This is a genomic window from Streptomyces griseus (assembly GCF_900460065.1).
Lineage (GTDB): Bacteria > Actinomycetota > Actinomycetes > Streptomycetales > Streptomycetaceae > Streptomyces > Streptomyces griseus.
Genome location: NZ_UAVD01000006.1, coordinates 114,433 through 128,399, shown reverse-complemented (window position 1 = coordinate 128,399; position 13,967 = coordinate 114,433). Strand labels below are relative to the sequence as shown.

Annotated in this window: 16 protein-coding genes and 1 pseudogene; 10 read left to right on the top strand and 7 right to left on the bottom strand. The window is 71.8% G+C overall.

The annotated features are described in order from the left end of the window. Position 1 precedes the first annotated feature (1 nt). The 5 genes from DTB53_RS03730 (at position 2) to DTB53_RS03710 (ending at position 3,127) form a co-directional block, all read left to right on the top strand. On the top strand, positions 2-526 hold the full coding sequence (locus DTB53_RS03730; RefSeq protein WP_012377699.1) for an Asp23/Gls24 family envelope stress response protein: 525 nt from the start codon (positions 2-4) through the stop codon (positions 524-526). A 4-nt stretch (positions 527-530) separates the two neighbouring features. Beyond that, a complete protein-coding gene (locus tag DTB53_RS03725; RefSeq protein ID WP_012377700.1) occupies positions 531-758 on the top strand; it encodes a hypothetical protein in 228 nt (75 codons plus the stop codon). Further along, positions 755-1,813: a DUF6286 domain-containing Asp23/Gls24 family envelope stress response protein gene (locus DTB53_RS03720; protein ID WP_012377701.1), complete on the top strand. Its 1,059-nt coding sequence runs from the start codon at positions 755-757 to the stop codon at positions 1,811-1,813. Before DTB53_RS03725 ends, DTB53_RS03720 begins: the two co-directional genes overlap by 4 nt. A 4-nt stretch (positions 1,814-1,817) precedes the next feature. After that, positions 1,818-2,408: a hypothetical protein gene (locus DTB53_RS03715; RefSeq protein ID WP_012377702.1), complete on the top strand. Its 591-nt coding sequence runs from the start codon at positions 1,818-1,820 to the stop codon at positions 2,406-2,408. A gap of 200 nt (positions 2,409-2,608) precedes the next feature. Further along, positions 2,609-3,127, top strand: coding sequence for an SRPBCC family protein (locus DTB53_RS03710; protein WP_003964192.1), 519 nt, complete (start codon positions 2,609-2,611; stop codon positions 3,125-3,127). A gap of 40 nt (positions 3,128-3,167) precedes the next feature. Here DTB53_RS03710 and DTB53_RS03705 read toward each other — a convergent pair whose 3' ends face one another. After that, complete coding sequence (locus tag DTB53_RS03705) at positions 3,168-4,010, bottom strand: pentapeptide repeat-containing protein (protein ID WP_012377703.1); 843 nt, start codon at positions 4,008-4,010, stop codon at positions 3,168-3,170. Between the two features lie 205 nt (positions 4,011-4,215). On the opposite strand from DTB53_RS03705, the gene DTB53_RS03700 reads away from it, so the two are divergent. Next, positions 4,216-4,713, top strand: a complete 498-nt coding sequence (locus DTB53_RS03700) for a hypothetical protein (protein WP_012377704.1) — start codon at positions 4,216-4,218, stop codon at positions 4,711-4,713. 65 nt (positions 4,714-4,778) lie between these two features. Further along, on the top strand, positions 4,779-5,006 hold the full coding sequence (locus DTB53_RS03695; protein WP_012377705.1) for a hypothetical protein: 228 nt from the start codon (positions 4,779-4,781) through the stop codon (positions 5,004-5,006). A gap of 221 nt (positions 5,007-5,227) precedes the next feature. Here DTB53_RS03695 and DTB53_RS03690 read toward each other — a convergent pair whose 3' ends face one another. Then, positions 5,228-6,331, bottom strand: a complete 1,104-nt coding sequence (locus tag DTB53_RS03690; RefSeq protein ID WP_012377706.1) for an enoyl-CoA hydratase/isomerase family protein — start codon at positions 6,329-6,331, stop codon at positions 5,228-5,230. A gap of 235 nt (positions 6,332-6,566) precedes the next feature. Between DTB53_RS03690 and DTB53_RS03685 the strand changes: the two genes are divergently transcribed. After that, on the top strand, positions 6,567-8,699 hold the full coding sequence (locus DTB53_RS03685) for a SpoIIE family protein phosphatase (protein WP_012377707.1): 2,133 nt from the start codon (positions 6,567-6,569) through the stop codon (positions 8,697-8,699). A 62-nt stretch (positions 8,700-8,761) separates the two neighbouring features. Here DTB53_RS03685 and DTB53_RS03680 read toward each other — a convergent pair whose 3' ends face one another. Continuing rightward, the gene (locus DTB53_RS03680; RefSeq protein WP_003964198.1) at positions 8,762-9,403 is read right to left on the bottom strand and encodes an LAETG motif-containing sortase-dependent surface protein; all 642 of its coding nucleotides are present in this window, start codon (positions 9,401-9,403) and stop codon (positions 8,762-8,764) included. A 247-nt stretch (positions 9,404-9,650) separates the two neighbouring features. Here DTB53_RS03680 and DTB53_RS03675 point away from each other — a divergent pair, with 247 nt between their 5' ends. Continuing rightward, entirely contained in the window at positions 9,651-10,352 is a 702-nt protein-coding gene (locus DTB53_RS03675) for a histidine phosphatase family protein (RefSeq protein ID WP_012377709.1), read from the top strand. Between the two features lie 57 nt (positions 10,353-10,409). Here the strand turns inward: DTB53_RS03675 and DTB53_RS03670 are convergent, their stop codons facing one another. The 3 genes from DTB53_RS03670 to DTB53_RS03660 form a co-directional block, all read right to left on the bottom strand. Next, positions 10,410-10,898: a GNAT family N-acetyltransferase gene (locus DTB53_RS03670; RefSeq protein WP_012377710.1), complete on the bottom strand. Its 489-nt coding sequence runs from the start codon at positions 10,896-10,898 to the stop codon at positions 10,410-10,412. Between the two features lie 39 nt (positions 10,899-10,937). Beyond that, on the bottom strand, positions 10,938-12,068 hold the full coding sequence (locus tag DTB53_RS03665) for a DUF6397 family protein (RefSeq protein ID WP_012377711.1): 1,131 nt from the start codon (positions 12,066-12,068) through the stop codon (positions 10,938-10,940). Between the two features lie 109 nt (positions 12,069-12,177). Next, positions 12,178-12,591, bottom strand: a complete 414-nt coding sequence (locus tag DTB53_RS03660; RefSeq protein WP_003964201.1) for a roadblock/LC7 domain-containing protein — start codon at positions 12,589-12,591, stop codon at positions 12,178-12,180. 140 nt (positions 12,592-12,731) lie between these two features. On the opposite strand from DTB53_RS03660, the gene DTB53_RS03655 reads away from it, so the two are divergent. Further along, a complete protein-coding gene (locus DTB53_RS03655; protein WP_012377712.1) occupies positions 12,732-13,160 on the top strand; it encodes a PPOX class F420-dependent oxidoreductase in 429 nt (142 codons plus the stop codon). A 27-nt stretch (positions 13,161-13,187) separates the two neighbouring features. On the opposite strand, the pseudogene DTB53_RS03650 reads toward DTB53_RS03655, so the two are convergent. Next, positions 13,188-13,680, bottom strand: a pseudogene (locus DTB53_RS03650) (GTP-binding protein); the annotation flags it as partial. Between the last annotated feature and the right edge of the window lie 287 nt (positions 13,681-13,967).

Below are 13,967 nucleotides of genomic sequence, written 5' to 3'. Positions count from 1 at the left end.
CATGACCACCATTCAGCCGGCAGCGACCGTTCCCTCCGCGGGAACGGCTTCGCGGACGGGCACGACAAAGCAGAGCGGCTCCGCGAGCGGGACCACCACGGTCGGCAGCGGGGCCACCGGGGCGGCCGAGCCGGCGGCGACGCGGGGCCGCACCTCCATCGCGGACACCGTCGTCGTGAAGATCGCGGGCATGGCGGCCCGCGAGATCCCCGGCGTCCACGACATGGGCGGCGGGCTCTCCCGCACCCTCGGCGCGGTTCGCGACCGGGTGCCGGGCGGCCGGCCGAACGTCGGGCGGGGCGTCAAGGTCGAGGTGGGCGAGCGCCAGACCGCCATCGATGTGGACCTCGTCGTCGAATACGGCGTCGCGATCACCGATGTGGCGCACGACGTCCGGGAGAACGTCATCGCGGCGGTGGAGCGCACCACGGGACTTGAGGTGGTCGAAGTCAATGTGACGGTCAACGACGTGCATCTGCCCGAGGACGACGACGAGGTCGCCTCGTCCGAGACTCGCGTGGCGTGACGGCGTGACGCGGGAGGTGGACGCGTCCGGCGGGGCGGACGGTCGCCCGGGCTGGGGTGCCTACGGGACGGCGGCGGGCATGGCGTTGGGATTCGCGGCCTGGTTCGGCGGGTTCGGTGCCTTCCTCATGGTCGCGTCGCTGGGCGCGGTGGGCTGGTTCGCCGGGCACCTGGTGGACCGGGGCACCAGTCTGCGCGAGTTCCTGGACACGGTGGCGGGGCGGCGGCCATGACGGTCCCCGCCGCCGGGCGTGGTACGACGACGGTGACTCCCCGCGCCGTCCGGCGGATCGCCGAACGGGCGGCGTCCGAGGCACTGCCGGACGGCGGCACGGTGACGAGCGGCTCCGCTTCGGTGCATGGCGCGTCCGCGCGCGTCAAGGTCGGCGTCCGGCTGCCCTACCCCCTACCGGCGGATGAAGCCGCCGAGCGGATCCAGGAGAGGGCCCGTACCAGGACTGCGGCTCTGACGGGCCTGTCCGTTCCCCACGCGGACGTGCGGATCAACTCGCTCTCGGTGCATCCTCTGCCGCCCGCCCGGACACCCTCGGGAGATGAGCCCCGCGGGACAGCCGATGCGGCGCGCGGGGCACGGGGCACCGTACGGAGCGGTGGTCCGGGCGGCCGGATCCGGGCCCAGCGCCGGATCCCCTCGGCGCTCACGGCGGCCGTCGGAGCCATCGGCTGTGCTCTGCTCCTGGTGGACGTCATCGCGGTCCGTCTCGGCGACGCCCCCGCCGCCTGGCGGACGTGGCTGGTCGACTGGGCGTCGACGCACGGCCCGGCGGACACTGCGGTCCGGTTCGGCGGGGTGCTGGCAGCGTTGACCGGGGCATGGCTGCTGGGGTGCGCCCTCCTCCCGGGGCAGCGACGCCGGCTGACGATGGCCGCGCCCGCGCCGGGGCTGCGGGCGGCGCTCGACCGTTCGGCCGCCGCCCGGGTCGTCCAGGACCGCACCGCTGCTGTGGGCGGAGTGGTTCGGGTCCTGGTGCGGGTGCGGCGGCGGCGCGTCAAGGTGCTGGCAGAGGTCGGCTACGGCGCCCCGGAGCAGGTGCGGGCCGAAGTGGTCCGGGTCGTCCAAGCAGCCCTGCCGGAGCTGGGTCTGGCGCGGACTCCCACTCTGCGGGTCGGGATCCGGGTCCGACGTGCCCCACAGGGGCCGCCGCCGTCCGCCGAGAAGCCGAGGCAATCCACGACCGCCTCGACGACGGCGACACCGACTCCGGCTCCGGCTCCGGCTCCGGCTCCGGCTCCGGCTCCGGCTCCGGCTCAACAGAGAGAGGTGTGAAGGGATGTCGGTGACAGGGCGTGGCAGGGTCAACCGGTCGCTGCTCGGTGCCGTCGGACTGCTGCTCCTGGTCTGCGGTGGCTGGTTGGCCCTGGGCGACGGTTCGGCGTGGGTCCCGATGGTGGACCGCGTCCCGCAGTGGTGGCCGACGCCCGCGCCGGACGGGGTGTTGCTGGACCGCGACCTGACAGCACGGCTCCGGGAGAAGGGGTGGTGGAGCCCTGCCCTGATCACCGGACTCGCTCTCGCTCTGGTGCTGTTGCTGTGGTGGTTGGCCCATCAGGCACGGCCGGGCAGAGCCCGTTGGTCGGTCCTTCCGCGCAGCGGACCGGTCCTGCGCAGGCGTGCCTGGGAGCGGGCGATGACGACTCAGATAGCGGCGTACGACGACGTGGCGCGTGCCCGTGTCCGTATCGTGGGCCGGCCGCCGCGGGCGGTGGTGGCGGTGGTCGTGGAGCCCGGGTCCCGGCCGGCACAGGTCGTGCGGTCCGTGGCCGCGGTCATCGCGGACGCCCGCGACAGTGTCGGCGTGCGGAGCCTCTCGGCCGACATCCGGGTCCGGATCGTGAACCGGCGGGAGCGGCGGACGCGTTGAAAGGCCGCTGCTCCGGGCGCCGGGTCGCGCCACGGTGGTCCGGCCGTCGCCCAGGGGCTGTGCGTGGCACAGCCCCTGGGCTGCTCCCTCACCTCACCGAATCTACTCATGAGTAAGGTATGGGCTCCGGGATGTCGGCCCACGGCCGGTGCGGCACCCGGGTGTGGCCCGTCAACGGCCGTGGACAAGGAGTCTCACCCGTGCCCCGCACCATGTCCGTAGCGGACAGCATCGTCATCGACGCCAGCCCGGCGCAGGTCTATGAACAGCTCAGCGATCCCACGGCGATGGGTCGTTGGAGCCCGGAGAACCGTGGCGCGACCGTCCGCGGCGAACAACGTGCTGCATACGTCGGCATGGTCTTCGAGGGCCGCAACAAGCGCGGTGCGGCGCGCTGGACGACACGGTGCACGGTGACGGCGGCCGACCCCGGCGAGCGCTTCGCCTTTCGGGTGCACGCGATCGGCCTGCGGCGCCCACTGCTCCCGGGGCCCATCGCCACGTGGGACTACCGTTTCGAGGCAGTGGACGGGGCGACCCGGGTCACCGAGACGTGGACCGACGACCGGCGTCGCTGGCCTGACTTCCTCGCCAACGCGTTCGACCGCGTCGCTACGGGCGGGAAGACCTTCGCGCAGTTCCAGGGCGGCAACATCCGTACGACGCTGAAGCGTCTCAAGGCAGCCCTGGAGGCGGACGCCCGCGGCACCGGAAGCTGAGGGCTCTCTATCCGGCGGATGCAGTGGACGAGCGACGAGGTCAGGTTGCCCAGTGCGGAGGGCGGCTCAGGGAGGCGGGCAGTGCCGTCTTCCCGTTGCCCTTGGCGGCGTTGAGTTGCGCCTGGGTGAGGAACAGGCTTCCCGTGAGGTCGGCGTCCGAGAGGTCTGCATCACGGAAGTCCGCACCGATGAGGTCGGCCAGGCGGAGGTCGGCGCCGGTGAGATCGGCGGCGATCAGATAGGCCCCACGGAGGTCCGCCGCACGCAGGTCGGCTCCCCGCAGACGGGCCCCGATGAGGTCGGCACCGCGGTGGTTGCGCCTCTTGCGGCGGGGCGCGGCGGCCCGGACGCGTTCGCTGGTGCGCAGGAGCAGCCCGGCGACCCGGTCCCGGTGACCGGCGATGTCCAAGTCCGAGAAGTCGACGGCCGGGCGCCCGGTGTGTCGTTCCGTCTCGTCGAGTGCCCGGCGGATCTCGTCGTGGAGGGGACGGGCGTCCGGCAGGGTGAGGGCCTCGGTGAGATACCACAGCAGTTCGTGGAGCTGGCGCATGACCGGGAAGACCTGGAACATCTGCGCGGCGATGTCCGGAGACGAACGCCAGTCCCGGCCACCGTAGGTCACCTGGGAGACCTGTTGACCGGCGCCGAAGCAGTCGTACACGGTGCAGCCGGAGAAGCCCTTCGGACGCAGCCGGGTGTGGATGCCACAACGGAAGTCGTCCCGAAGGTTGGGGCAGGGCCGCCCGGCGTCCTTGTCGATGGCAAAGTCCGTGGAGGCCGTCAGCGTGAGGGCGACGCAGCACAGGGCGAAACAGTTCGCGCAGTCCGCCCGCAGCGCCCCCCGTCCGTTGTCGGGCATGGTCCTCGGTTCGTTGTCGGGCACGGGCGGCGGGTCCTCGCGTCAATGGGTGCTGCGGAGAGTACGGATGCGGAGCACACGATTCTACCGAGGAGCCGAGAGGCAGAACTCCCGTCGGCCCCGCCGGTTCCGTTGAGCACCGTCCACCACCGCATCCGTCGACGGTTACGCATCCCCGCCGGCGCCGCCGGGGCAGACTGGGCACCGTGGTGATGGCGAGGGGGGACACATGGGCACCGAGGAGAGCAACGGATTCGAGCCCGCGACCGGCGAGGGCCCACCGCCCTCCGAACCCGCGGCGACCAGGGCGGCCACCGTGCGGACCGCGTTCGAGGGGCTGCTGCAGATCCGTCGGCTCACCGGCTCCGGGCACCCCGACCCCGTGGCCGTGCCGGCTCCGTGGGAACGGAATCGCCCGATCAGGGCGATCGCTTTGGCTCTGGAGAGGTCGGGGGCAACGCCGTCGGCCGTCGACGCGTCGGGACGCCGCGTGTCGGCCGGATACCGGGTGAGCAGCGGGGAATCACCGGGTTCGGTGCGGGTCGAGTGGATCGGACCGCCCGGCAGCGGTGCCGCTCATGGCGAGGAGGAGGCTCTGGCCGGCTGCGCCTCGGCCTTGCGGGACCTGGGCTGGACGGTCCTGCTCTACCGCGGCCCCCGAAGACGGCGTTACCTGGAGGTGGAACCGCCGAGCGAGTTGTCCGGCGGGCACGGCCGCCCGTCTTGAGGCGGCGTTGTCAGACCTGTGGGGGATGCTTGACGGTCAGACAGCTCTGAGGAGGAGATGCTGAGATGGACAGCGACGAGCTCGCCGCGGCGCAGGCGTACGTCCGGCTGCTGGAAGCCACTCGGGCAGTGCTCGCGGACCCCGAAGACGCGCCGGTCTACCTGCCGCTGCTGACCTCTCCGATGCGGGAGGCGGACCGTGCCCTGCGCAGCGCGGGACTGACGGGGAACGAGGACCGGCTGTTCGCTCTCGTACGGGCCATTCAACCGAGCTTTTCCGGCAGCGACAGATAGACGGGGCGGAGGGCGGGCGCCGGGGCCGGCACCCGCCGGTCCCGGCTGGGGCGTGTTGCGAGAGGAGCACCGTCCGCCCGGAGAGCGGCCTCGGCGGCGTCCGGTGCGTGCGATCGCACGGCGGAGGGTCGCCCCGATACCGCATGGAGCGGGGTGATTCCGACAACGCGGCGAGCGTGCGTGTCAGGCGTCGCCGAGCGGCGGGACGTTCGAAACACGCCCTAGCCGCCCTGTCCCCCGCCGATGAGGTCGTCCGTGGGTCCCGGAGCGAGTCCGAGCTCCTGTTCGCCGGGGCCGAGCGGCGCGAAGAACCGGGTGACCTCCTGGTCGTCGACTTCGGCGAGGGAGCCCGGCTTCCACTGCGGGGCGTTGTCCTTGTCGATGATCCGGGCTCGCACGCCTTCGACGAAGTCAGGGTGTTCGAACGCCCGGCTGGAGACACGGAACTCCTGGTCGAGAACGGCCTCCAGGCTGTCGAGCCGGGCGGCCCGGCGGACCGCGGCGAGCGTCACCTTCAGCGCGAGCGGCGACTTGCTCAGGAGTTCGTCCGCGGCCGCCTCCGCCGCGGGAACACCGCTCGCACGGAGTCGGCGCAGGATCTCCTCCACGCTGTCCGCCGCGTAGCAACCGTCGATCCAGTCGCGTTGCGACACGAGCTCGCCGGCCGGAGGCTCCGTGGCGAACCGCTGGACGACGTCCGCCACCGATGCCCCCCGGGCCGTCGGATCCCCCAGCTCCTCGGCCAGGGCCGGCAGGAGGTGAGCGGGGACGTGGAGATCGGCCAGACCACAGAGAACGGCGTCGGCCGCCCCGACGGATCGGCCGGTGAGCGCCAGATGAGTGCCCAGTTCGCCGGGGGCCTTGGCCAGCAGACGGGTACCCCCGACATCGGGCACGAAGCCGATAGCGGTCTCGGGCATGGCGACGCGTGAGCGCTCGGTGACGACACGGATACCGGAGTGCGCGGACACCCCGACCCCTCCGCCCATCACGATGCCGTCCATCAGTGCGACGTACGGCTTGGGGAATCGGGCGATGCGAGCGTTGAGGTGGTATTCGTCACGCCAGAACTCCAGAGATGCCCGCCCCGAGGCCCGTGCGTCGTCGTGCAGGGCACGGATGTCGCCGCCGGCGCACAGGCCCCGGTCACCGGCTCCGGACAGCAGCACCGAGGCGATCGAGTCGTCCCGCTCGGCGTGGGACAGGGCCTCGTGGAGAAGTCGCACCATCGTGTGGCTGAGAGCGTTGAGCGCCCGGGGGCGGTTCAGTGTGAGGTGCAGGCATGTGCCCCTCTTCTCCAGCAGGACGGGCAGGTCGTCGTTCATGCGTGCGCTCCGCTCGCTGAGCTCGTGGACACGTGGGACGCCCTCCATGGTCGCTGACCGGCCTCGGCTGCCGTCCCGCGCCCCCCGGGTCCGGTCGGCAGCGGGTATGCGGGCACGGGAGCGGGTGCGAGGCGTCGCGGGCGTGCCGCTGTGGCACGCCCTGGGATGCGGCTCGACAATTGGGTCCTACGGGTCCGCCGGTGTGCGGCCCCGCCGGACGACCTCCGGAGCTGGCATGACCGACGACGAACGGCGGCAGGACGCCGAGGCCTCTCCGCTCCGCCGGATCGACCGGAAGACCAACGGTGAGATCCGGCCGACGGAGCGTCTCGCCATGAACAGGACCGGCAGCTTCGACTGGGACCTGGACAACCGGACCCTGGACATCGACGAAGCCGGACTGATGGTGTTCGGTGTCGATCCCGCGACGTTCGAGGCGCGCCCGGGTGCGCTGCTGGAGCACCTGGAACCGGCGGAGCGGGCCCGTCTCGATGTCACGGTCGACGAGGCCATCACCGGCGGCAGCAATTCGTACAGCGTCCACTTCCGTGTGCCGTTGGACGACGGGAGCACGCAGTGGACCCATGTCCAGGCCCGCATTCTGCGATCGAAGAACGGAAGGGCGCACCGGATCGTGGGGGTCGTCCGGGACGCTACGGCGGAGGTCACCCATTCGGCCTTCGTTCTCGATCTGGAAAAGCGGCGGCAGCGCCAGACCAATATCGTTGAACGAACAACAAGTGCCATGTCCCGTGCGGTGACCGTCGACGACGTGACGGCGGCGCTCACCGGACCCGGCGGGCTGGCCCGGCTCGGCGCAGACGGCCTCGCGCTGGGACTGGTGGAGAATTCCGCGCTGAACATCGTCGCGCTGAGCGGCGAGTCGCTCGAGGTGCTCGACGGACTGGGATCCGGTGACCTCGACCGCGACCTCCCCCTCGCGGACACCATCCGCAGCGGACGCCCCCGGTTCATCACCTCCCTCTCCGCGCTGGCCCGTCGCTACCCGGAACTGGAACCGCACCTCGGGACGCTGAGGTTTCGGGCAGCGGCCTATCTTCCGCTGGTGGCCCAGGCCCGGTCGCTCGGCGGTCTGGCCCTCTTCTACCGCGAGCGAACGGTCTTCAACGCGGACGAGCGCATCCTGTGTCTGGGCCTCGCCGCCATCGTGGCCCAGTCCCTGCAGCGCGCGATGCTCTTCGACGAGGAACGGGAGTTCGCCACCCAGCTCCAGTCCGCGATGCTCCCGCCCCGGATCCAGGACGTCGCGGGCGGCGAGATCGCGGTCCGCTACCACGCGGCGTGGAGCGGCCGGCAGGTCGGTGGCGACTGGTACGACGTGATCACCCTGCCCAAGAACCGTTACGGACTGGTCGTGGGGGACGTGCAGGGACACGACACCCACGCGGCCGCGATCATGGGTCAGTTGCGCATCGCCCTGCGCGCCTACGCCTCCGAGGGGCACCCGCCGGCCACCGTGCTGGCACGGGCCTCCCGCTTCCTCGCCGAGCTGGACACCGACCGCTTCGCCACCTGCGCCTACGCCCAGGTCGACCTGGCCTCCGGAACGGTGCAGGTGGTGCGGGCCGGGCACCTGGGCCCGTTGATCCGACACCTCGACGGGCGGGTCGGCAGCCCGCAGGTGCGCGGTGGGCTGCCGCTGGGCACCTCCACCGACCTCCAGGACGAGGAGTACCCGGAGACCCGGCTGGACCTGGTGCCGGGTGAGACCTTCGTGCTGTACACGGACGGGTTGGTGGAGGAGCCGGGGGCCGACCTCGACACCGGGATCGACGCACTGCGCAACGAGGTGAGCTCCGGGCCCGCAGGCGCCGAGGCACTGGCCGATCACCTGTCGGAACGACTGTGGGAACGGTGGGGGTCGGGGGACGACGTGGCACTCCTCGTCCTGCGCCGAAGCCCCGATGTGGGGTCGTCGCACGCGCCACGGCTGCACCAGTACATTCACCAGGCGGACCCGGAAGGGCTCTCGGACGCCCGCGCGATCGTGCGCCAGGCCCTCGGCGACTGGGACATGGCCGAGTTCGCCGACGACGCCGAGCTCGTCACGGGCGAGTTGTTGGTGAATGTGCTCCTGCACACCGAGGGCGGGGCCGTCCTGACGCTGGAGGTGCTGCCCGAACCGGTGCGCCGGATCAGGCTCTCGGTCCAGGACCGGTCCAGCGCCTGGCCCCGTCGGCGTACGCCGGGCGAGACGTCCACCTCCGGCCGGGGACTGCTCCTGCTCGACGCGGTGGCCACGCGCTGGGGCATCGAGCCGAGGGGCGAGGGCAAGGCAGTCTGGTGCGAGATCGGCCCCGCTCCCCCGCCGGCCACCACCCCGCCGCGGACGGTCGCGGAACGGTGAGGGACGCAAAGGGGGTGCCGCATCACCGCGGTGATGCGGCACCCCCCTCAACCGTGGAAGCGTCAGTTCTGAGCGGTGCGCCTCTTGCGGACGGCCCACAGGATGCCGCCACCGGCCAGCAGCACCGCGACAGCCGCGCCACCGATGATCGGCGTCGACGACGACGATCCGGTCTCGGCCAGGTCCGGCGAGCTCGGGCTCGGGGCGGGCACGGCGGGTGCGGACTCCGAGGGCTGCCCACTCGGGGTGGCACTCGGCTCCGGCGTCCCGGTGGACGGCGTCTCCGACGGGGTCGGCTCACCCGGGACCGACTCGGTCGGGGTCGGCGTGGGGCTGGGCTCCTCGTCGCACACGTCCGCCGTCTTCTCGTCGTCGACGGAGTGCTTGCCGTCGCCGTCGGCGTCCTTGACGACCAGTCGGACGGTCACCGGCTCGTCGTGCTCGGGAAGCGTCAGCTTCTTGTGGAACTCACGGCCGAACGTCTCGGTGGGCAGCAGGTCCTGGCCGTCCACGGTGATCGTCACCGTGTTGGGAACGTCGCTCGTGTAGTTGGTGAGGTCAACAGTCACCTCGGAGCAGGTCACGGCCCAGGTGGGGGTGTGAGCCGCGGCCGGACCGGCGGAGATGACGCCTCCGGTCAGACCGACGACCGCAGCGGCCACGAGTGCTCCCGCGCCACGCCACGATCTCCTGGGTATGGTCATGGGTTCTTCCTCCAGATACGTCTCATCGCCGAAATGGCGGTGGGGCGCACAGTACTGCCATCGTCCAGGAACGGCGCAGTCACCCCGTGCGTACGCCGTCGCACCAACTCCGGGCACGGCCCCGCTACTTCCGGCGGCGTGGGCGGGCCCCGCATCACGCTGCCCTCGGACCCGGCCTGATGAGAGGGTGTATCGTGCACCTGTCCACCGCCGCCCGCGCGCCCGAGCCCGGAGCGTGACCCGTTCCATGCGCTTGCTTCTGATCCGCCACGGCCAGACGCCGTCCAATCTCGGACACTTCCTGGACACCGCCCTGCCCGGCCCCGGCCTCACCGACCTGGGAGTGCGGCAGGCGTCCGCCCTCCCCCGGGCGCTCGCCGGGGAGGACATCGCCTCCTTGTACGCCTCCACTCTGACCCGCACGCAACTCACGGCCGCGCCCCTCGCCGCGGAGCGCGGCATCGACGTACGGGTCCGCGACGGAATCCGCGAACTGTCGGCCGGCGACCTGGAGATGCGGGCCGACGAGGACGCGGTGCGGCAGTACCTGACGACCGCCTTCGGCTGGTCTGCCGGGGACATCGCCCGCCGGATGCCCGGGGGCGAGAACGGGACCGAGGCGCTGGCCCGCTTCGACGCCGTGGTGGCCGAGGCGGCGGGTGCCGGGGAGCGCTCGACCGTGGCGCTCGTCAGTCACGGCGCGGCCATCCGGGTGTGGACGGCCGCCCGCGCACGGAACGTCACGGTCGGGTTCGCCGCCGAACACCGCCTGGAGAACACGGGCGTGGTGGTGGTCGAGGGCTCACCGGCATCGGGGTGGACTGCTCTGTCCTGGGCCGGAACGGTCGTGCCCGGAGTCACCGCGAGCGGCGCGGCGGACGCCGGCCCGGCGGGTCGCACGCTGCGGGGCCCAAAGCAGGAACCGCCGGCGGGTCCCCCCTCCGACTGATCATCGGGCTCAGACCCGCCGTCGAGGGCATGGGTCCGTGAAGACGACGTGCTGTCGTCACAGGGCCTTGTGCATGATGTGAATCCCCACGTAGCCCTCGGTCGGGTGGTTGAAGCCCTCCGGCAGCGTTCCGATCACGTCGAAGCCGATCGAGCGGTACAGCTTGACGGCGTGGGTGTTGGTCTCGACCACGGCGTTGAACTGCATGGCCCGATAGCCCTCGGCGCGAGCCCAGTCGACCGAGTGCTCGCACAGCGCACGCCCCACACCCCGGCCGGAATGAGCGGGGTCGACCAGATACGTGGCGCTGGCTATGTGCGCTCCGTTGCCCATGTGGTTGCGGTTCATCTTCGCCGTGCCGAGCACGGTCCCGGCGTCGTCCACCGCGACGACCACTCGGCTCGGCGCCGCGACGAACCACCACCCCTCGGCGTCCTCCTCTCCGAGATCGAGTGGATAGGTGAGCGTCTCGCCCGCGGAGACGATGGTGTGGAAGAACGGCCAGATGGCGGGCCAGTCCTCGGAGGTTGCTTCCCTGATCAACATGCGGACAGCATGGCCCATCCGGGCGATGGGCGCGACCAGCTATCCGGTGCCGCGCCCGCGCCGGCCCAGCCGTGCGAGCAGCCCCTTTCCGGTCGGCGCAGCCTTCGCGGCGGAGGTCGACAACCCGGCGTCGGCGGGTGGCGGAGCCGGCTCGGCGGCAAAGGGCACGAGCCCGGTCCCGCCACGGGTGTCCGCGCCGCTCCGGACGGCGGTCGCCGCTCGGGTCGCCCCGTCCTCCCCGGGGCGCGGGGCCGGCCGGTCCGCGCGGGCCCCGTCAAGCTCCAGCGTCAGGTTGACCCGGCGCCAGAGGATCTCGTCGGGGTCATCGGCCAGCATCAGTTGCCCCATGGCCTCCCTCGCCGCCAGGGAGCCCGGGCGTCCGAAGACCGGCTCCGGCCGGACGCGCACGAGATAGGCGCGTTCGTAGGGGTCGTCCACCACTTCCGCCAGTTGCACGGGGTCCAGTGCCGACGCCTGGACCGCCGCTCGCACCCAGGGGTCCCTCGTGCGGTTCAGTAGCCGGTCGATGCGCTGTGAGCGCCAGTTGCGCGGCCGCCAGTCGGCTCCGGACTCCAGCGTCGAGCGCATCCCCGGCGGTGTCCGTCCGGCCAGCAGGTCCGGTTCCCTGGCCGCGAAGGCGGCAAGCTCGTCCGCGAGGTAGAGCCAGACCACCGCGCGGTACCGGTTGAGATAGAACGTGACCGGTGAGACGCAGCCCGCCCGGGCAAGCCGGGTGAACCGCGCCGGAGCGATGTCCAGCAGGGCCGCTCCTTCCGCCGTCCCGACGGTGCGGACCCGCTCCGCCAGACCGTCGGGGAAGCCCGGCTGCTCCCGCAGGCGCGCGATCTCCTCCTCGTGCACCCGTGGCCGCCCACCGCCCGGTACGCCGACGACGGCGATCTGCCCCAGGTGCACCGCGAGCTCGAACTCAGCTCGCCGGATGCCCAACTCCTGGGCCGCCCGCCCGGCCGCGACCGTCACCGCCGGGGCGGCGGACGCGGTTCGCACGCCCTCGCCCTCCGGCTCCGTGCCGACGTCCCCGGTACGGGCGTCGCCCCGTACGCTCGTGCCGTTGACACGCGCGCCCCGGGTCCTGGCCCGAACCGCCCGGACCTTGGTGTCCGCGTCCTGTGCCACGGTGTGTGCACGGAGCGCCTGCTTGACCGTCATGTCTGTCCTCCCCCGTCGGGTCGATCACTCTCCGTGACCACGTTAGCCCGAGGGGGTCACCGCCCGTCACCCCTGTGGATAACTCCTCACCGACGACGAGACGTGCGGTTCACACGGGCCCGGTGTCGTCGGGACCGCCCTGGCGAACCGAGACTCCGAGGTGTTCGCCGACCCGGTTGACCAGCAGGGTCATCTCGTAGGCGACTTGGCCGACATCGGCTTCGGCCGCCGTCAGCACGCACAGACAGCTGCCGTCGCCGGCGGCCGTCACGAACAGCAGCGCCTCGTCGAACTCGACCATGGTCTGGCGGGCACGCCCCGCCCGGAAGTGCCGCCCCGAGCCGCGCGCCAGGCTCTGCAGGCCGGAGGAGACCGCTGCCAGGTGCTCCGCGTCCTCGCGGGCCAGCCCGGTGCTGGCCCCGGTGACCAGTCCGTCGTTCGACAGCACCAAGGCGTGCCGTATGAATTGCACCCTGTTGGTGAGATCGTCAAGGAGCCAGTCAAGTCCCCGGTCAAGCGGCATGTGCTCGTCCTCCCCGTACCTTCGTTCCCCGTGCCCCGCTACGCGCGTAAGCCTCGCGCAACGGCCACGCGGGGGCAAGCGTCCCTCCCCTCCGGGGGCGCCGCTTCGCGCCATGCGGGAATCGGGCTCAGGATGGGCTCATGGCACACCACATGACCGAAGAAGAATGGCGGGCCTTCCTCTCGCAGGGCACGCGCACGGCCAAGGTTTCGACGGTGCGGGCCGACGGCAGTCCGCACATCGCACCCGTCTGGTTCCTTCTGGACGGCGATTCGGTGGTCTTCAACACCGGTGCGCAGAGTGTCAAGGGGCGCAACCTCACACGCGACGGACGGGTCTCCCTCTGCGTCGACGACGACCGGCCCCCGTACGCGTTCGTGGTCGTGCAGGGGCGCGCCGAACTGAGCACGGACCCCGGGGAACTGCTGCGGTGGGCGACGCTGATCGCCCACCGTTACGTGGACGACGAGGCCTTCGAGGAGTTCGGCAGGCGCAACGGCGTGCCGGGCGAACTGATCGTTCGGGTGCGGATCGACAAGGTGGTCGCGATGGCCGACATGATCGGCTGACGGGCGGGCCGCGGTGCCGGGCCGTCGTCACCCGACGGACGCGAGGAGTGGGGCGGTGTGCACGCGCCCGGCGTACTCGACCGTACGGATCAGGACTTCCTTTCCGGATGCCGGGGCACGGGGGTCGCACAGCAGGACCGGTGTGCTCCGGTTGAGGTCGAGCGCCCGCGCGATGTCGCACGGAGTGTGCTCAGGGGCGTCGGGGAACCGGTTGACGGCGGCGGTGTACGGAATCCGCTCGCGCTCGACGTGGTCGACGGCGGTGAAGCAGTCACCGAGACGCCGGGTGTCCGCCGGCAGGATCGCCGCGAGGGCGCGCCCTGGCACAGCCCGTCCCGGAGGAACCGGAAGCGGTCCCGACCCGGCGTGCCGAACAGGTGGAGCATCAGGCCGGAGTGGACGGTGATACGGCCGAAATCCATCGCTACGGTCGTGGTGGTGCTGCGCCGCACCTCGTCGGTGCCGTCCTGGCCTGACCGCTCTTGCTCAGCGCCTCCTCCGAGTGCAGCGGGCGGATCTCGTCTCCATCGATGTGGTCACAGGGCATGCGTCCCTACTCTCCTCAGGAATCGCCGGGGGCCGACAGCATGGCAACCGGCCGAGTCCATGCGCCTGACGTGATCGTTCTTGACCGACGCGGCTCCGCCACAGTCGCTTCTTGGCGTCTTCCGACTTCATTACGTCTCTCCTGGGTGGCGGAACGCCCCTCGGGGACCTCGGCGCCCTTCCCGGCACGCCCCCTACACTGGTTGTTTTCGACTGCCCGGAACGGGCGGCGGTGCCGGGCGGTCCGCGTGGGGCGGCCCG